Annotated in this window: 17 protein-coding genes; 5 read left to right on the top strand and 12 right to left on the bottom strand. The window is 60.9% G+C overall.

Annotated elements, in window-relative coordinates; genetic code table 11:
* Window positions 1–30: 30 nt before the first annotated feature.
* The 6 genes from WJU23_RS20410 to WJU23_RS20385 form a co-directional block, all read right to left on the bottom strand.
* Window positions 31–1,137, bottom strand: a complete 1,107-nt coding sequence (locus WJU23_RS20410) for an HD domain-containing protein (RefSeq protein WP_346334472.1) — start codon at window positions 1,135–1,137, stop codon at window positions 31–33.
* Window positions 1,138–1,257: 120 nt separating this feature from the next.
* Window positions 1,258–2,589: a membrane dipeptidase gene (locus tag WJU23_RS20405; protein ID WP_346334471.1), complete on the bottom strand. Its 1,332-nt coding sequence runs from the start codon at window positions 2,587–2,589 to the stop codon at window positions 1,258–1,260.
* An 84-nt stretch (window positions 2,590–2,673) separates the two neighbouring features.
* Window positions 2,674–4,011 carry a DUF1501 domain-containing protein gene (locus WJU23_RS20400; RefSeq protein WP_346334470.1) on the bottom strand — a complete coding sequence of 446 codons (1,338 nt, stop codon included), beginning with the start codon at window positions 4,009–4,011 and terminating at the stop codon, window positions 2,674–2,676.
* Window positions 4,012–4,147: 136 nt separating this feature from the next.
* Window positions 4,148–4,531 carry a hypothetical protein gene (locus WJU23_RS20395; RefSeq protein WP_346334469.1) on the bottom strand — a complete coding sequence of 128 codons (384 nt, stop codon included), beginning with the start codon at window positions 4,529–4,531 and terminating at the stop codon, window positions 4,148–4,150.
* A gap of 6 nt (window positions 4,532–4,537) precedes the next feature.
* A complete protein-coding gene (locus WJU23_RS20390; protein ID WP_346334468.1) occupies window positions 4,538–6,967 on the bottom strand; it encodes a PSD1 and planctomycete cytochrome C domain-containing protein in 2,430 nt (809 codons plus the stop codon).
* Complete coding sequence (locus tag WJU23_RS20385; RefSeq protein WP_346334467.1) at window positions 6,967–7,659, bottom strand: GntR family transcriptional regulator; 693 nt, start codon at window positions 7,657–7,659, stop codon at window positions 6,967–6,969. Before WJU23_RS20385 ends, WJU23_RS20390 begins: the two co-directional genes overlap by 1 nt.
* 195 nt (window positions 7,660–7,854) lie before the next feature.
* On the opposite strand from WJU23_RS20385, the gene WJU23_RS20380 reads away from it, so the two are divergent.
* Window positions 7,855–8,892, top strand: coding sequence for a hypothetical protein (locus WJU23_RS20380; RefSeq protein WP_346334466.1), 1,038 nt, complete (start codon window positions 7,855–7,857; stop codon window positions 8,890–8,892).
* 14 nt (window positions 8,893–8,906) lie between these two features.
* Window positions 8,907–9,185, top strand: a complete 279-nt coding sequence (locus WJU23_RS20375; RefSeq protein WP_346334465.1) for a hypothetical protein — start codon at window positions 8,907–8,909, stop codon at window positions 9,183–9,185.
* Here the strand turns inward: WJU23_RS20375 and WJU23_RS20370 are convergent.
* Window positions 9,177–9,974 carry a tRNA threonylcarbamoyladenosine dehydratase gene (locus WJU23_RS20370; RefSeq protein ID WP_346334464.1) on the bottom strand — a complete coding sequence of 266 codons (798 nt, stop codon included), beginning with the start codon at window positions 9,972–9,974 and terminating at the stop codon, window positions 9,177–9,179. The two genes, WJU23_RS20375 and WJU23_RS20370, sit on opposite strands and share 9 nt — an antisense overlap.
* Before the next feature lie 102 nt (window positions 9,975–10,076).
* Between WJU23_RS20370 and WJU23_RS20365 the strand changes: the two genes are divergently transcribed.
* Window positions 10,077–10,865 carry an MBL fold metallo-hydrolase gene (locus WJU23_RS20365; RefSeq protein ID WP_346334463.1) on the top strand — a complete coding sequence of 263 codons (789 nt, stop codon included), beginning with the start codon at window positions 10,077–10,079 and terminating at the stop codon, window positions 10,863–10,865.
* Window positions 10,866–10,879: 14 nt separating this feature from the next.
* Complete coding sequence (locus WJU23_RS20360) at window positions 10,880–12,481, top strand: TIGR03790 family protein (RefSeq protein WP_346334462.1); 1,602 nt, start codon at window positions 10,880–10,882, stop codon at window positions 12,479–12,481.
* Here WJU23_RS20360 and WJU23_RS20355 read toward each other — a convergent pair.
* Both WJU23_RS20355 and WJU23_RS20350 read right to left on the bottom strand, forming a co-directional pair.
* Entirely contained in the window at window positions 12,469–13,233 is a 765-nt protein-coding gene (locus WJU23_RS20355) for a nucleotidyltransferase domain-containing protein (protein WP_346334461.1), read from the bottom strand. The two genes, WJU23_RS20360 and WJU23_RS20355, sit on opposite strands and share 13 nt — an antisense overlap.
* A 19-nt stretch (window positions 13,234–13,252) precedes the next feature.
* On the bottom strand, window positions 13,253–14,179 hold the full coding sequence (locus WJU23_RS20350; RefSeq protein ID WP_346334460.1) for a nucleotidyltransferase domain-containing protein: 927 nt from the start codon (window positions 14,177–14,179) through the stop codon (window positions 13,253–13,255).
* A 134-nt stretch (window positions 14,180–14,313) separates the two neighbouring features.
* On the opposite strand from WJU23_RS20350, the gene WJU23_RS20345 reads away from it, so the two are divergent.
* Window positions 14,314–14,709 carry a RidA family protein gene (locus tag WJU23_RS20345; RefSeq protein WP_346334593.1) on the top strand — a complete coding sequence of 132 codons (396 nt, stop codon included), beginning with the start codon at window positions 14,314–14,316 and terminating at the stop codon, window positions 14,707–14,709.
* Between the two features lie 6 nt (window positions 14,710–14,715).
* Here WJU23_RS20345 and WJU23_RS20340 read toward each other — a convergent pair whose 3' ends face one another.
* The 3 genes from WJU23_RS20340 to WJU23_RS20330 are packed head-to-tail and all read right to left on the bottom strand — an operon-like array spanning window position 14,716 to window position 17,571.
* Entirely contained in the window at window positions 14,716–15,933 is a 1,218-nt protein-coding gene (locus WJU23_RS20340) for an alpha/beta hydrolase fold domain-containing protein (RefSeq protein WP_346334459.1), read from the bottom strand.
* Window positions 15,934–15,972: 39 nt separating this feature from the next.
* Window positions 15,973–16,746, bottom strand: a complete 774-nt coding sequence (locus WJU23_RS20335; RefSeq protein WP_346334458.1) for an SDR family oxidoreductase — start codon at window positions 16,744–16,746, stop codon at window positions 15,973–15,975.
* Window positions 16,747–16,761: 15 nt separating this feature from the next.
* Window positions 16,762–17,571: an aldolase/citrate lyase family protein gene (locus tag WJU23_RS20330; RefSeq protein WP_346334457.1), complete on the bottom strand. Its 810-nt coding sequence runs from the start codon at window positions 17,569–17,571 to the stop codon at window positions 16,762–16,764.
* Between the last annotated feature and the right edge of the window lie 32 nt (window positions 17,572–17,603).

Raw genomic sequence — 17,603 nt, 5'->3', positions numbered from 1 at the left:
GAGACGTTGCCTGAAGGCGGGATGTTGCGGTCAGGAGATCAAGTCCTTCGGTGTTTCCATCATTTCCTCATTCACCACCGCAGGCTCAGGAAGTCCGGTGACGTTGGGGAGGGGGAGGAGGACATTGACGGGCCAGGGGCGGAAGCGCTCGACGATGCCGGGGGCCAGTTCCTTGCCGTTTTCATAGCCCCGGCGCAGCATTTCCATTTTGGCATCAATATTATCCACGTGGTGCAGGATGATGGCCTCGGGGGTTTTGGGCAGCACGGGGGAGCCAAATTCATACTGGCCGTGGTGGGAGGCGATGAGGTGCAGCAGGTGCATGCGCACGAGGTCGCTGGCGGGCTCCAGCAGGGTCCAGGCGGAGGCCTCCGGGCGGTCCATGACATCGCGCCAGAGTTTGTTGACGAGTTCGATGCCTAACGAAATATGTCCCAACATTTCTCCATGAAGCTGGTAGGGCTGGCTGAAGCCGGTTTCTGGATAGGTGTTTTCCCAGAGCTTGCCGCAGTCATGGAAAAGCACGCCAGTGATGAGGAGGTCCTGGTTCAGGGTGCGGTAAACGCCGGCGATGACGATGGCGGTGCGCATCATCTGCGCCACGTGCTCCACCAGGCCACCGCGACGGGCGTGGTGGTTTTCGCGGGCGGCAGCGGTGCGGCGGAAGCGCTCGCTGTGTTTTTCCAGGAAGAGGCTGCAAAGGGATTTCAGACGAGGATCGCGCACGGATTCGACGAAGGCGACGATGTCAGCATAGTCCGCGCGCTGGCGCTCCGCCAGGTCGGCATCGCCGCTGAGGAGCTGCTGCTTTTCGTCTTCATCCAGGAAGCGTATCTGGGGCTGTCGGGGCTCGATGCCATACTTGCCGGTATCCACCCAATGGGCGGCCAGCTCGATGAAGCTGCCACGCTGCAACTGACGGGCGTCTTGGAAAAGCGGGTTGTTGTCAAAGACGCGCCAGACCATGGAGTCTCCCGCATCGGCCAGTTTCACTTCGAGGAAGGGGGCACCGCCGGCGGTCTGTTTTTCGATGCGGTTGTCCACCTGCACATGCGCGCGGTAAGGCTGCGGCGAGGGGCCGGCGATCTGGCGCAGTTGCGTGAGGGTCAGGAGATCAAGATCGGAGGCATCGTCCATGCGGCAGTGAAACGCGATGGGGGGTGGGGATGCAAGGGGGAAGATGGGGAGAAGACGTCGCGGGTGAATAGCGTCACTCGGATCGCCGTAGTCGCGGGACAGGGAGTGATGAGTACAGTTCTAGACGGCGTTCGCCTTTAGCACGCGGAGCATGTTGCCGCCGAGGACCTGGCGGATGGTGTCGTCGCTGTGGCCGCGCTGGATCAGGCCGAGGGTGAAGAGGGGCCAGTTGGTCCAGGCGATGCTGCGCTCGGCCTCGATGGTGGTTTTGAAGTCGTCCTGGGGCCAGAGGTGCTCCCAGCGGTCGCCGCTGCCGCCATAGGGCATGGAGCCATCGGGACGACGGAGGATTTTGGCGTTTTCCTCTTTTTCAAAACGGGACCGGTAGGCGACATCGCAGCCGATGGCGGCGTATTGGGGGCCGAAGGTTTTGATGAGGTAATCCAGGTGGTCCATGAGGGAGGTGATGTCGCCTTTGCCGCCAAGAAAACGGGAGATGCAGCACATGCCGACGAGGCCGTCGGTATCGCAGATGGCGCGGATGGCGCTGTCGGGCTTGCCCCGGAAATGGGAGTAAACGCCGCCACAGGTGGTGTGGCTGGCGACCATGGGTTTGGCGGAGGCCTTGGCGGCTTCTTCGGCGGTTTTCCAGCCGCTGTGGGCGACGTCCACGATGACGCCGGTCTTGTTCATCTCGGCCACGGCGGCTTTGCCAAAGTCACTGAGGCCGCCGTCATGCGGCTCGCCTGCGCCATCGCCGAGGGGATTGCGGCGGTTGTAGGTGACGTGCATCATGCGCACGCCGAGGTCATGAAAGATGCGAACGAGACGCAGCTCGTCGCGGACGCTTTCCCACTCCATGCGCAGAGGGACGCCATTAGTGGTCATGCAGATGCCGACGTGACCGGCTTTTTTGAGGGCGATGATTTCTTCGGCGGTGGTGACTTTCGAAAAGGCGGGCTTGAGGGCATCGGTGGCCTTGGTGACGTAGGCCAGGCGTTTGATGAGGCGCATGGGGTCGTTGCCTTCCTCGCCGGAGTTTTGGAAAATGCAGGTGACGCCGGAGGCCTTGAAGGCCTGGAAAAACTCTTCGCGATCACGCTCGTTGTAGATGCTGGTGGTCTTCGACATGGACTCCCGGAGATCGGTGAGTTCGGATGAAGAAGCGCCTTCGCGGATGGCCTGGTTGAACTTTTCGGAATCGAGGGCATTGCCCGGCATGAAGCCGTAGGATTCAAAAATGACGGAGCCAAAGTGCAGTTCCCAGGCGTGCTCGAGCTGGGCCTGGGTGGGCTTGAGCAGACCCAGGGCGATCTCGCGCGGAGTATCAATGGTGGGGTTGCCGGTTCTCCAGATTTCCTTGGCGGACTGGGCGCGGGAGCCGATGTGAAAGCTGCTGGCGAGGGCGGCGAGCGGAAGCTGGGAAAGGAGTGAGCGGCGGGAGAGAGGCATCCGATGATTTACGGACGCGGGAAGGGGATGTTATCGGGGGATGTGGGGGAACAAAGGACGGCGCGGAATGATGGGGACCGTGCTTCAGCTCAGGATGTTTTGAATGAGGTGGCCATGGACGTCGGTGAGGCGGAAGTCGCGGCCGGCGTGGCGGAAGGTGAGCTTTTCGTGGTCCATGCCGAGCTGGTGGAGGATGGTGGCGTGGAGGTCGTGGACTTCGACAGGAGCTTCGATTGGATATTTGCCGATGTCGTCGGTGGCACCATGGACGTGGCCGCCTTTGAAGCCGCCGCCGGCGAGCCAGATGGAGAAGCAGTCGCGATGATGGCCACGGCCGTTTTTGCCTTCGCGGGTGGGGGTGCGGCCAAACTCGGTGGCCCAGAGGACGATGGTCTCCTCCAGCATGCCGCGCTGCTTGAGGTCGGTGATGAGGGCGGCGATGGGCTGGTCCACGTTGTAGGCGAGGTCGGCGTGGTCTTTCATCTCGCCGTGGGAGTCCCAGTTGGGGCGGGAGCCGGTGTCAATGAGCTCGATGAAACGGACGCCGCGCTCGGCGAGGCGGCGGGCGACGAGGCACTGCCAGCCGAATTCGGAGGCGGGACCTTTGGTCTTGCGGTCCAGGCCGTAGAGGCGGCGGATGTGGGCGGGCTCCTGGGTGAGATCAAAGGCTTCCGGGGCGGCCTGCTGCATCTGGAAGGCGGTCTCGAAGGACTTGATGCGGGCGGCCAGGGCGGTGTCGTGCTGGCGGGTTTTGAAGTGACGGCGGTTGAGTGTCTCGACGAGGCCTAACTCCAGGTTCTGCAAATCCTGGGTGCCCTGCGGCGCGCGCAGGTTGGCGATGGGATCATCGCCAGGGAAGACGCGGGTGCCCTGGTGGATGGCGGGCAGGAAGTCGCTGGCATAGACCTGGGTGCCGCCATAGGGCAGGTGCGGGGCGATGACGATGAAGCCGGGGAGGTTTTGATTGAAGCTGCCGAGGCCGTAGCTGACCCAGGAGCCCATGCTGGGCCGCGCGAAGGTGGGGGAGCCGGTGTGAAAACCGAGGGTAGCCTCAGAATGGTCGAAGTGGGAGGCCTTCATGCTGCGGATGACGCAGATGTCCTCCATCACATTGCGAATGTGCGGGAAGATGTCGGAGACGAAAGTGCCGCATTTTTGGTTAGGCTGGGCGCCGAAGATGTTCCCCATCAATTTGTCGGAGCCGGTGCCGTCGCGGCCTTTGACGATGGGTTTGGGGTCAAAGGAATCAATGTGGGAGACGCCGCCGGTGGCGTAGATCATGATGACGCGCTTGGCCTTCGCCTTCGTGTGGGAGCGGCGCGGGGAGAGAGGATCGTCCGCCGCGAGCAGCTCGGACAGCATGCCGGGCATCAGCAGGGAGCTGCTGAAGAGGGAGCGGAGGATGGTGCGGCGGGAGTGCATGGCGGGGTGGAGGTATTGGGTGAGGCGGACGGCCCCTCACCCCTGGCCCTTTCGCTTCGCGGCTTCGCAACCCCAGTTCCTGGGGCGAGGGGGAGGTCGTGGGTGATCGGGGCTGTTTTACCAATGGGAGTGCATGTTATCTCTTGATTCGAGGTGGGACGGAATTGACAAAGGCGCTGAAAAGGATGGCCATTAGGCTTAGTGTCCAAACCAGCCAGAATAATGGTGTTCGCTCAATAGAGTGCAGTACTACTGGTGAAAGTAACCAAAGGGGTAGCAAAAGAAAACACTGCACGGAGACCACATAACGCATCCAAGTGAAGCCGATTAAATAAAGCAAGGCAGGCACTGCAAAGATCAATTCCATTCCCAAAGCTGCCAAGGCATCCAATGGCTGAGACTTATTTAGGTTTGAAGGAATAAGCAAGGCTGCGTGAGCCAGGGCTATCACCAACATGGTCATGGCAGCAAAGCCGGAGAAACCTGATTTCCAGTTTGGCTTTAGTGATGCTTTCATCATGACAGTTTAATCGAGATAGAGGAACTCGTTCAGGCGGAAGAGGCTGCGGGTGAGGCTGGACCAGGCTTCATGGTCGGTATCGCTGGCGGCGGTTTGGCGGACTTTTTGGAGGTGGGAGAGGAGGAGGGTGGTTTCTTCGGGGGTCGGTTCGCGGGAGAGGAGGGTGAGGAAGAGATGATGGAGGCGGGTGTGGTCGTCCTTTTGGTTAGCCAGGAGGTTTTGGGCAGTGAGGCGGGCCTGCTCGTGGACGAAGGAGTCGTTGACGAAGTAGAGGGCCTGGAGGGCGGTGACGGAGCTGTCGCGGGTGGTGGTGCAGACGTTGGCATCGGCGCCATCAAAGGTCTGGAAGTAGGGCTTGGCGGTGAGGCGCTTGGTCATGAGATAGACGCTGCGTTTGTTGCTGGGGTAATCGTCCTTGAAGGGGTGATGCTGGGTATATTTCCAGTCTTTGGCGGGCGGGATGGGGTAGGGATGCGTCTGCGGGGCGGGATCCAGCGCGCCGCTGATGAGGAGGAGGGTATCGCGGATGGCTTCGGCATCCAGGCGCTGGCGGCTGAACTTCCAGTGGAGGGTGTTGGACGGATCGGCGGCGAGGTTTTCCTGCCGGTCCTGGCTGGACAGACGGTAGGTGCGGGAGGTCATGATGAGGCGGTGCAGGTGCTTGATGGACCAGCCGCTGCGGATGAAGTCGCGGGCGAGCCAGTCGAGCAGTTCAGGGTGGCTGGGGGGCTCGCCACGCAGGCCGAAATCGCTGGTGGTGGGGACGAGGCCCCTGCCGAAATGGCGTTGCCAGATGCGGTTGACGATGACGCGGGAGGTGAGGGGATTTTCCGGATGGGTAAGCCACTGGGCGAGCTGGAGACGGCCGCTGGTCTGTGCGGCCTCCGGGGGCAATGGCTGGCCGCCGAGGATGTCCAGAAACTTGCGGGGAACTTCAGCACCGGGGCGGTCGGGCTCGCCTTTGATCTGGATGCGGGCATTGACGGGCTGCCGGTCCTGGACGGCATAGGCGGTGGGGATGACGGGGAGGGTCTTCAGATGCTTGGCGAGGTTTTCGCCGGCCTTGCGGGCCTTGAGCATCATGCGGTCCAGGTCGCCCTTCATGCGGCGCTGTTCATCCAGGGTGGCGTCGCGCTCGCGGCGGGCATTTTCCACGGCCTTGTCCTCACAGGCGGCGAGCAGCTTTTCCATTTCGGCGGTGAGCCGGGCGGTTTCTTTTTGGAAGGGCTGGAGCTTTTGGGCGGCTTCTTTTTCGGGGACGAGGGGGATGAAGTCGTTCTGCGTCTGGAAGAGCTCCAGGCCGGGCATGGGGTAGCGGGTGCTGGCAAAGATGCCGTACAGGCCGTAGTAGTCGCGGGTGGAGACAGGGTCGAACTTGTGGTCGTGGCAGCGTGCGCAACTCAATGTTAGGCCCATGACAGTGCGGCCAAGATTATCCAGCGTGTCCTCAATGGTGAGGTGCTGCGGGTAACGCTCCACGAGGGAGCCGAATCGGCGGGCCATGGCCAGGTAGCCGGTGGCGATGGTGAGGCGGTTTTTTTCCTGCTGGCTGCTGGTGGGAAGGAGATCTCCGGCGAGTTGCTCGGTGAGGAAGCGGTCATACGGCACGTCGTCGTTGAAGGACTGGATGATGTAGTTCCGGTAGAGGTAGGCCTGGGGAATGGGGTAGTCGGAGTTGTCGCCGGCGGTGTCGGCGTAGCGCACCCAGTCCATCCAGTGGCGGCCCCAGCGCTCACCGTAGCGGGGGCTTTGGAGGAGGCGGGTGATGAGGGATTCAAATGACGAATGACGAATGTCGAATGACGAATTTTCAGAGGTCTCCCCGATAAAGGAGCGGACTTCTTCGGGGCAGGGGGGGAGGCCGGTGAGGTCGTAGGTGGCGCGGCGGATGAGGGCGGCGGGGGTGGCATCGGGAGCGGGGGTGAGGCCTTCGGCTTCGAGGCGGGCGAGGATGAAACGATCTATGGGATTCAGCGGCCAGTTTTCATCCTTGACGTTAGGCGGTGTGGGGTCGCTGAGGGGCTGGAAAGACCAGTGGGTGGAGGCGGGTTTGGTTTCTGATGAGGCGATGCTGGGCGAATCCGATTCTGGCCAGGGCGCACCAGCGGCGATCCATTGGCGGAAGAGGGCGATCTTTTCAGGCGCCAGGCGGACGCCCTTTGGCGGCATCTGGTCGTCCTTGCTGGACGAGGTGAGGCGCTGGAGCATCTGGCTGTGCTCTGGCTGGCCAGGGGTGATGGCGGGCGTGCCGGAATCGCCGCCGGCGAGGGGGACGTGCTTTTGGTCAAAGCGCATGCCGCCGCTCTGCTTGTCCGGGCCGTGGCAGTCCAGGCAGTGCTGCTGGAAGATGGGGAGTATGTCTTGGGTGAAATCCGGGGTGGCCGCTGCGAGGCTGAGCGGGGTGGCCAGAAGCAGCACTGGAAGGAAATGGCGCATCAGCGGGAGAAGCGTTCGGGATTGAGAATGCGGCGTTTGCCGGCCTCCAGATGCTCGGTCATGAGGCGGGCGGCGAGGTCCGGTTCGCCGTCGAGTATGGCTTGGATGATGCGGACGTGCTCGGCGGTGCTTTCGGCCGGGCGGGTGCGGTCAGTTTCGGTGACGCGGAGGATGACCTGGTGAATTTTATCGCGCAGGCGCTCCATGGTAGAGGCGATTTCGCGGTTGTTCAGGTAGGAGCAGAGGAGGTAGTGCATCTGCTCATCCAAGTGCATGAGCCGCACCATATCCCAGGTGGCGAGGGCCTCGTGCTGGTGCTGGAGATTGGCCTGCAATTCGGCCTGCTGGGCGGGATTCAGCTTTCCAGCGAGGCGGCGGACGACCCAGGATTCCACGGCTTCACGGAGCTCGTAGTGGTCCACGATGTCATCCACGCTGAGGCCCCGTACGACGATGCCCTGCTGGGCGGAGATGGTGACAAAACCCTCCGACTCCAAGCGCTCCAGGGCGACGTGGACGGGGGTCTTGCTCATGCCGAGCTGGGCGGCGAGCTGGCGCTCCGAGAGGAAAGTGCCGGGGGGGAATTCACCAGAGACGATGAGGCGGCGCAGCTCCGAATAAGCGCGGGATTGCAAGCGGACCGGGGCGAGGGAATCGGTCGGCGAAGCGGTGGATAACAGGGGACGGGACATATGATATCGCACTGGTATGCCAGTGAATCGTCGTGAAAGGCCAGACTCTTTCGATAAGGAGCTTGGATTTTGTTTTCCCTATTTTTATCGCCAATAGGAGGCGATTCAGGCTAAAGAAGGGTGGGCTTCGCCCGTTGCAGAGGCACGCCCTGACGGTTTTTGACATCCGGCAGCGATGCTTCTTCCCCATTTATCATGATTCGTAAGCCCCTTTCATTTCTTGTTATCCCTCTGGCGCTGAGCCTGGCCTCCTGCGGACCCAAGGCCGCCACGAAAACCGCTGAAGAGGCTCCCGCCAAGACGGAGGTGAATCAGCCTGAGAAAACCCAGGCGGTGGCAAATGCCGAAGAAACCTCTGAAAAGAAGGAGGTACCCGCCGAGGAAAAGCCGGTGATGGCGGAGACCACGTTCCCTGAGGCGGTGGACATTGCCGGCTTCGGCAGTGATGAGCCGCTGGAGCGCAAAGACATGCCGAGCCGGGGAATCATCGTGATGGGTCCGGACAGCTGGGATCACAGCAACGGGGCGCATTGGGAGACCTATACGGGTACCAAATTTAAGGCGAAGCGCTGGGGCCGTTATCAGGTTCGGCTGACCTACACGCTGAACCGGGCGGCGCTGGGCATGCAGTTTCGCATGGGGGAGCTGGTGGTGAAGAAGTCTCTTTCGTCCTCCCCCAAGCCCCGTAAAACGTATCTGGGGGACTTGTACATTCCGCAGCCGGGGGATGTGCCTTTTTCACTGCTGACGCCGCCGACTGAAGACGCGAGCTTCACGATCCACGAAATCGCCCTCATCCCCACCTGTGAGGGGGAAATGCCGAAACAGGCGGAGGATGGTAGCATTCTCCTGGAGGCGAAAAATGCGATCACTTGGTCTGAGAACATGCGTTATGAGCCGAAGCCGGAAAAGAACTGCCTGGGCTTCTGGACCTCCGAAGAGGATCTGGCGGAATGGGAATTTGAAGTGGCCCAGCCCGGCCGCTACAAGGTGACGGTGAGCCACGGCTGCGGCGGGGGTAACCACGGCAGCGAGGTGGAGGTGAAGCATGCCGACCAGACGCTGAAATTCACCACGCAGGACACGGGCGGATTTCAAAACTGGCAGGACGTCCCGCTGGGCGAGATCGAGATCAAGGCCCCGGGCAAGCAGCGCTTGCAGATCAATCCGGTGAACAAGGTGAAATCGGCCGTGCTGGATGTGCAGAAGGTGGTGCTGACGCCTGTAGGATGAAGAAATGATCAAGGATGAATTCGCCCCTGATATTCTATCAAGTGCTGCTGGTCCTGGCTGGCATCCCTGCGGGGTGGGTAATTGGGTGGTTTTACCGGCGTGATCTGCGCAAAGTGGAAAGAGGGAAGTCGAGGAAGACCAGCCTTTTCGCTACCATTGGTGCGCCTTATTTGATTTTCCTGCCGGTGCTATTCATGCTCGGTGATCTCGCTTATGCATTCGCGGGATTTATGGGGCTTTCTTTGCTTACTGCTGGTTATTCAGCGCGCCCGATGGGACAACAATCACCGTGACGGACTGAGCAGCACCCGCAGCACCTCCGCAGCCAGAGCGAAGCCGAAGGTGCCGGTGACGAAGGTGGCGGCACCGAAGCCCGCAGCGCAATCGAGGCGGAGGCCGGTTTCAGTACCCGTCTCGCGCTGAGTGGAGCAGGTTCCATCGGGCTGTGGATAGACGGCTTTTTCCGTGGAATAGACGCAGGGCACGTCCCAGTGCATGGGTTTGCCTTCGGGGCTTTTGGGGAAGCCGTGAGCCTCGCGCAGGCGGCGGCGCACCTGCTGCAGGAGGGGATCGGCGCCGGCCTGGCCGAGATCGGCGACTTTGATCTGGGTCGGGTCGCGCCGTCCACCGGCGCTGCCGGAAACGACAACGGGAATGCCCAGCGCCCGCGCCTTGGCGATAATGAGGGCTTTGATATTCGTGCTGTCCACGGCATCCACCAAGCAGTCAAAACCGGGGGCGAGGAGGCGGTCGGCACTGCTTTCCAGGAAGAATTCCGGCACGGCCTGGACGTGGCATTCGGGGTGGATCTCGGCCACGCGGCGGGCCAGCACATCCACCTTGGGATAGCCGATGGTGTGGGCCAGGGCGGGGAGCTGGCGGTTGGTGTTGGTGATGCAGACATCGTCCATGTCCATGAGCGTCAGGGAGCCGATGCCACTGCGGGCCAGCGCCTCCACCACCCAGGAGCCGACCCCGCCGACACCGATGACAGCCACCCGCGCACCATGGAAGCGCGGCAGGGCCTGCGCGCCATACAGCCGGGCGATGCCGCCAAATCGCTGAAGATAACTTTCTGTCATGCCTCCTTTCATAGTCGTAAAAAGCCTCAGGCAAGGCAAAAAATCACTCGCTGTATTCTTTGCGTTCCATGGGCCAATTTACCGCTATACGTTAACCCTGACATGCCAGATCTAACGCTTACATTCCTCGGCACCGGCACCTCCGTCGGCATCCCGATGATCGGCTGCGACTGCGAGACCTGCCGCAGCCTGGATCCGCGCGACAACCGCCTGCGCTCCAGCCTGTGGCTGCGCACACCGGAGCAGAGCTGGGTGGTGGACACGGGGCCGGACTTTCGCACCCAGGTGCTGCGTGCGGGCATCCGCCGGGTGGATGCGGCGCTGTTCACCCATCCGCACATGGACCACCTGACGGGTTTCGACGACCTGCGCCGGTTCACCATCGAGCCAGACCAGTTCATGCCCATTTATGGGATGCCCTCGTGCCTGGCCATGCTGGAGCGCATGTTCACCTTTGCCTTTAACGGGGAGAACCGTTACCGGGGTTATTTGAAACCGTTTCCGAAGCCCATCCACGGCCCGTTTCATCTGGGGGAAACACTGGTCACACCGCTGCCGGTCCAGCATGGCAAGGTGGAGACCATTGGCTACCTGTTTAGCAGGCGTGACATCAAGCTGTGCGCGTACATCCCCGATGCGAAGGTCATTCCGCCGGAAACATTGGAGGCGCTGGAAGGGGTGGACACGCTCATCCTTGATGCGCTGCGCCATACGGAGCATCCTACTCACATGAACTTTGTCGAAGCTCTGGCGGTGCAGGAGCGGCTGAAACCGCGCCGCACGTATCTGACCCATCTGCAATGCGAGATCATGCACTCACGGGCGGAGCCGTTGCTGCCGGCGGGGGTGAAAATTGCTTATGATGGGCTGGAGTTGAACTGGGATGTGTGAATGACGAATTCAGAATGACGAATGACCGATTACCATTGGCCTTGGGCGGCATGATGAGAGGCGTGACGCTTCTGGTGGCGGCTGTTCTTATCGGGTTTTTACCCTGGCTCTGCGCGCAGGACCCGGAGCCCGCGCTGGATTTAAACGGGGAGACGGTGGTGGTGTATAACCGGGACTTTGCGCAGTCGCGGGAGCTGGCGGAATACTATGCGGAGAAGCGCGGCATTCCAAAGGAGCGGCTTATCGGGCTCGACTGCCCGATCAAGGATTCGATGACGCGGCAGGAGTATAACGAACTTTTGCGCAAGCCGCTGTTTGAGGAGTTTGTGCGCCGGGGCTGGTGGCGGCTGGGACAGCAGGAGCTAAAAGATCCCGTGACGGGCAAGTCCATGCCGGCCATGACCGTGGCGGAATCGGCTGTGCGGGTGGTGGTGCTGATGCACGGCATCCCCTTCCAAATTCAGCGGGATGCCCAAAACCCCAAAAACACCCAGGAGGATGAGGCCAGTGTGGACAGTGAGCTTAGTTTGTTAGGCCTGCCGCGACAGCCCATCGCGGGTGCGCTGCGCAATCCGTATTACGGCCAGGACATGCGCTTCCAGATGTTTCAGGGCACCCCGGGGCTCCTCCTGGTGGGTCGGCTTGACGGTCCGGATGCAGATACGGTGAAACGGATGATTGACGATTCGCTGGAGGCGGAGGCGAACGGCTTGCGGGGACGGGCGGTCATTGACCTGGCGCAAAAAGACGGGGCTTATCAGGAGGGGGAGGACTGGCTGGCCCGCAGTGCCATTCTGTTCCGGGAAAAAGGTATTCCGGTGTATGTGGACAAGGCGGAGAAGGTGATTCAGGACCACTGGCCGCTGCCGGATACCGCCTTTTATTTCGGCTGGTACACTACGAACGCGAGCGGGGCCATCTCCAGCCCGTCATTTAAATTTCAGCCGGGTGCCATCGCCTGCCATCTGCATTCTTTTAGCGGTGCCGCCTTGCGGTCGCCGGACCGGCACTGGGTGGGACCGTTGCTGCGCCAGGGAGCGGCGGCGGCGCTGGGGAATGTTTTTGAGCCCTACTTGAGCCTGACGGTCCATTTTGACATCTTGAACAAGCGCCTGCTGGAAGGCTATACTCTGGCCGAGGCCGCCTGGAATGCCACGCCGGTGCTGTCCTGGATGAATGTGATCTGTGGGGACCCTTTATACCGGCCCTATGCCAAAGGCCCCGGCTCCAGCATGGGCGACGGCCGCGACCGCGACTACGCCCTCTACCAAGGCACCGCCATCCGCCTTTCCGGTGAGGACAGCCGCCCGCTGAAAGAGGCCCTCACCGGTCTCGCAGAGACCCGCATCAAACCACACCTGCTGGAGCTGACCGCCCTCCTCTCCGCCAGCGAGGGCCGGAACGCCGAGGCCATTGACCTTCTGGAACATGCCCTGAGCCTCTACGTCATCGCTGCGGATAAAGCCCGCGCCCATCTGTATCAGGCGCGGCTCTATCTGGATGAAAACCGCCCCACCGATGCCAAGGCGACCCTGCAAAAAATGCTCGCCGATCCCGATCAGAAAGACCTGCCCGCCGCCCAGGCCGCCCGGCTGATCCACAGTCAGATCCCGTGAGCGAGGCGGATGCGGATGAGGAGGTCGTTGATGGCGGCGCGGGCGGATTCTTCGGGTGTTTCGCGCAGGGTGCTGGCTTCGTGGGCCGACTGGAGCTCGGCACGGAGACGTTCGAATTCGCTTTGATGGAAGGCCAGGCTGGCATCGTCCAGCGTGCCCTGCTCGGGTCCGGTCAGCTTGAGGGCAATGAGGTCATTGAGATAAGGCAGGCGGAAGGTTTCATTCAGCACGACCAGGTTCGCTTCCACCTCGCCCGTGCGCATCATCCAGATGCCGGTCAGCAGCACGCGATAGACATAGAGCAGCGGCTTCACACGATGCGGGGACTCCTTCAAAAACAGCTCCCACTGCGTGTGCACAAAACCCAGGTAATGATGCGAATGATGTCTTGTGATGCAGCCTTTGGCGATCTCCTTCAGCTCAGCATGTTCCGGTGTGGTATGGACGATGAGCGGGGAATAAAGCTGCTCCAGCACGTAACCGTTTTTCTTCAGCAGCAGGCTGAAAAACTTCTTCACATCGTGACTGACGATGTCCATCTCCAGTCCCTCGATAATGCGGGAGTCTTCTATTGTTTCGTGTCTGGCATCCAGGCCCAGAACTTCCTTCAAGGGCAGCACATGTGCGCCCCGCAGATCCACATCCGAATCCGGGGAAGGGAAGCCATACAGATGCGCGCCGCTGATGGTCGCAAACAGCAGCGGATACGGCTGCGCGGAAGTGATGCGCTGGAGGCGGGGGTCATCGGTCATGGTGAGGGTGGAGAATACGTTATGTTTTAGGTGCGGCGGCTGTTCTGGCGGTGATGAGAACGCGGTTGGCGGCTTCGTAGTCGGGTCTTTCGGGGAGTTTGGTTTCGGCAAGCGCTTGTTCGAAATCGCGGTGCAGGCGCTGGCGCCAGGCATCCACCTGGTCCCAGGTGAGTTCGCCACGCTTTACGGCGAGGAGTTCTTCGCGGTGGGTGCCGACGTGCACGGGGACGCGGCCTTCGCGCAGGGTGGCGGCGCCGGTCATGAGGAGGCGGAGGAGGTGCATGGCATGCTTCCAGCGCACCTGGCCCTGGTTGCGGAGGTCCTGCCCGATCTTTTTGAACTGGCTGAGGGCGTACCCATTGAAGGTCTGGAAGATCATCTGGGAGAGAAACTTGTCACGCATGGCCAGGAGTTCCTGGGCGATGGGCGTGGCCTTTTCAACCAGGGGTGAATAGAGGCATTCCAGGATGTTTGGGTTGGCTTTGAGGGCCATGGTGATGAACTTTTGCAGCTCCCAATAACAGGCCTGCTGTTCATTGTCTTCAAACTGTTCGGGGGCACCGTAGAGCGACCAGTGAAGCTCCGCAGGGGCGAGGTAAATGCCACGCAGATCGGTGTCCGAAGCCTCTGTCTCCAGACCGTAAGCTCGTGAACCCACGATGCACCGGTAGATGACATGGTCTTCCAATGAGAAGTCCTGAAGCGAAGGAGACTCTCCGTCCAGCCGGTCTTTGAAATGCTTGAGCACCTCCATCTCATCAGGCAGCAGGGCGGCCTCAAAACCGTCCGGGAAACGGATGAGGTAACGCTGCTCCTCCCCGCAAGGCGTGCGCGTGACGATGCCCACGGCTCCGCAGGGATGAATGAGGGCGTTGTTGCTGCCATGCACACTCACCCGGGTGACAATCTGGGTGCCGGCATGGATGTTGTGGGGCTGGTGGGACATGAGGAACGCGGTGACGTGAAGAGACATTGTTGTCCCACCCGTGAGGTGTGACGTCAAGGTGATGAAAGGAGAGCACAGGCAATTTCAGTTTGAAAAACCAGGCCAGCATGGCAGGTCCTGATCTCCATAACATGATGACCCATCCTCTCATTTCCTATCCGCAAAATCCGGACACGCCGACCTCGCATCTGCCGTTCAGCCCGAGTGTGGTGGTGGGGGATTTGATTTTTGTTTCGGGGCAGGCGTCAGTGGATGAGACGGGGAAGATCGTGGGGGACAGCTTTGAGGGGGAATTCCGCCGGTCGGTGGAAAATCTGCGCAAGGTGCTGGAGGCGGCGGGCAGTGATCTGGCCCATGTGGTGCAGACGCGCAACTATGTGCGCGATGCGGAGGATGTGACGACGTTTAACCAACTGTATCGTGAATATTTTAGCGCGCCTTTTCCGGCCCGCACGACCATCACCAACTGCCTGCCGCCTTCACTGCGGTATGAGATCGAGGCGGTAGCGGTGAAGGCAAAAAACGCGTGAGGTGTGTTATTGGGAAGAGGCAGATTGCTGGATTTGCTGGAGCCATTCGCGCTCGGCTTGTAGCCGGACGATGTCGGTTTTGAGGCGGTTGGTAGTCTCAATCAACTTCTCAGCGTTGAGTGAAGGCTGAAGTTCTCGCTTCAGTTTTTCGACGGCCATGTGCATCTCCTTCAGCTTGTCTTCGAGATGTTTCCGCCTCTTACTATCAGAGGCGATTGATGATTCGGCGAGTTCACTTTTGACCTGGGCTATCTCGCGGAGAATAATGGGCAGTTCGTCCGCGCATCCAAACTTTTGGAGGTTGTGGTGGATTGTTTGCAACTCATTTTCCGCGCTCTGAATAGCCGCATCCAGTTTTGCAATGGTGGGAAGCCAGCCATTGCTGTCCATCCATTCGGCGCAGCGGGCGGGCCAGGCATTGATGGGGTGACCGTTGTCACGCATTCCGAAGCCGTGGCCGCCTTTTGAGAATAGATGAAGTTCGACGGGGAGGTTGTGCTTCTTGTATTCGAGGTAGAGCAGTGTGGCGGCAATGGGGTTGTTTCCATCATCGCTCGCACAGGCCATGAACAGGGGCGGGGCATCGGGAGGAACGGTGAAGCCAGCTTTCAGTTTCATGGGATCGGCGGGGTCCAGAAGTCCACCGCCATAGATCATGATGCCAAAGTTGGGGCGCGGTTTCTGGGCGTTGAGATCGTGATTTTGAGGATAGTTTTCCAGATCCCGGTGGCAGGCCAGATGGGCCAGGAGATTGCCGCCTGCACTGAAGCCAAGGAGGCCGATGCGGTCAGGGTTCAGCTTCCATTCCGCAGCGTGCTGGCGGATGATCTCCAGTGCTCTTTGTGCATCCTGTACCGGCTTTTCATGAAGTGAGGGTTCGTCACGGGTGGGGGTGCGATAGGTAAGAAGGATGCCGGTGACGCCGAGGGTGTTCAGCCATTCGCAGACCTGGGTGCCTTCGTGGACAGCGGAGAGAAAGGCATAGGCTCCGCCGGGGGCGACGATGACGCTGGTGCCGTTCGGCTTCTCCGGGCGATATACCGTGAGGGTGGGCGAGGTGACATTTGTGACGGTGTTCTTGCCGGACCGCTTGCGAATGAATTCTGCCGTGGCTTCCGAGGGTGCGGTCATCACGCCAGGGGCACCGTCTGGCCACAAGGGCAGGGTGAGCGGCTCAGCTGCGGAGAGACTGAGGCTGGAGACGGCGAACAGAATCCATTTCATGCCCCGATCATGAAGGATCCGGGATCAAAGGTCCATCCTCTACTTCGCCGTGTAACCGCCATCCACGGGGAGGTTGACGCCGGTGATGTAGCGGGAGGCGGCGCTGAGGAGGAAGACGACGGAGCCGCCCAGGTCGTCGTTATCGGCCATGCGGTTGAGCATGGTGTGCTCGCTGTAGCGCTGGACGAAGAGCTCGGGCTGGTTGTTGAAGAAACCGCCGGGGGCGAGGCAGTTGACACGCACATTGTTAGGTCCGTAGAGGGCGGCGTAAAAGCGGGTGAGGTTGACCATGCCGCCTTTGTGGAAGAAATAATCGGGCGGCATGTCGCCCATATTCGTGCCTGCATACAGTTCATAACTGGGGCCGATGCTGCCCTGGATGCTGCCGATATTCACAATGCTGCCGCGTCCGGCGGCGGCCATGGAGCTGCCGAAGTGGCGGTGCATGAGCATGACGCCGGTGGCATTGACCCGCATGGAGTCCTCCCACTGCTCCACGCTGCCATTGGCCCCTTTCATGGGGCGCAGGACGGAGTTGTTGACCAGGCCATGAAGTGGGCCGAATTTTTCTTCAATGCGTGACTTCAATGCCAGGATGGAGGCTTCATCTCCCTGATCAAAAGCTTCGGCGAGGACACGGTGGCCGCGTGCGGTTTCTTCCTCCGCCACGGCCTGCAACTTGTCCGCACTGCGGGAGGCGATGATGAGCGTGGCACCGGCCTCGGCCAGGGCGCTGGCCAGTCCGCGACCGAACAAGCCGGCGGCTCCGGTGAGCAGGACGGTGTGATCTTTGAGGGAGAAGGAAGGAAGCATGGCAGAGCGCAGCGGTTATTTGGAGGCGTACACGGAATCGGCGGCGGCTGCGGGAGCATCGCCATGGAAACTGGTGACCATTTTGCGCAGGGCATTGCCCAGTTCAATCACGTCGGCACCGAGGGTGAAGATGCGGGTGCCTTCTTCGATGAGCTGTTCCTTCTGGCCAAAGAGGGAGGCGACGGCGACGTGCTTGCCATGCTTCAGCGCGGCGGCGGCCACACGCTTGCGGGCGGCGACGACATCCGGATGCGTGGCCTGGCCTAGCAGGCCGACGCGGTGGCTGTAATCACCCGCGCCAAAGAGGAGCGCATCATAACCGGGGACGGCGGCAATCTCGTCCACCTGCTCCAGGGCCTCGGGGGATTCGATCTGGAGAATAACCAACTTTTCGGTATTGCAGTGGGTCACGTAGTCGGCCAGGGACACCTGGCAGAAAAGACCGTCCATGTTGCCGCCGTCCAGGGCCTTGCTGCCCAGCGGGCGGCAGCGCACCATGTCCACGACATTGCGGGCTTCTTCGGCACTGGTGATGTGAGGCACCATGATGGCGGTTGCATCGCACTCGAAGGGTTTCACATATTCGCTGTAGCCGCCTTTGTTCACGCGCACGATGGTGTCCATGTCATGGAGCTTGGCGGCGCGGATCTGATGCTCCAGGTTCAGCCAGTCATTGGGCACGTGCTCATTGCAAAGCCACACAGCGGAGGCCCCGGCGAGGCCGGCGAGCTCGATGATGCGCGGATCTATGAGGTTGAGTTTGAAGACAGTGGGATTCTGACCGGCACGGAGTTCGCGAAGGATTCGGGAAGGGCGGAGTTTCATGTGGGAGTGGACAAAGAAAAAGGCCTGGGCGC

The sequence above is a fragment of the Prosthecobacter sp. SYSU 5D2 genome (genome assembly GCF_039655865.1).
In the GTDB taxonomy this organism is placed as follows: domain Bacteria; phylum Verrucomicrobiota; class Verrucomicrobiia; order Verrucomicrobiales; family Verrucomicrobiaceae; genus Prosthecobacter.
This window is presented reverse-complemented; position numbering and strand designations above follow the sequence as displayed.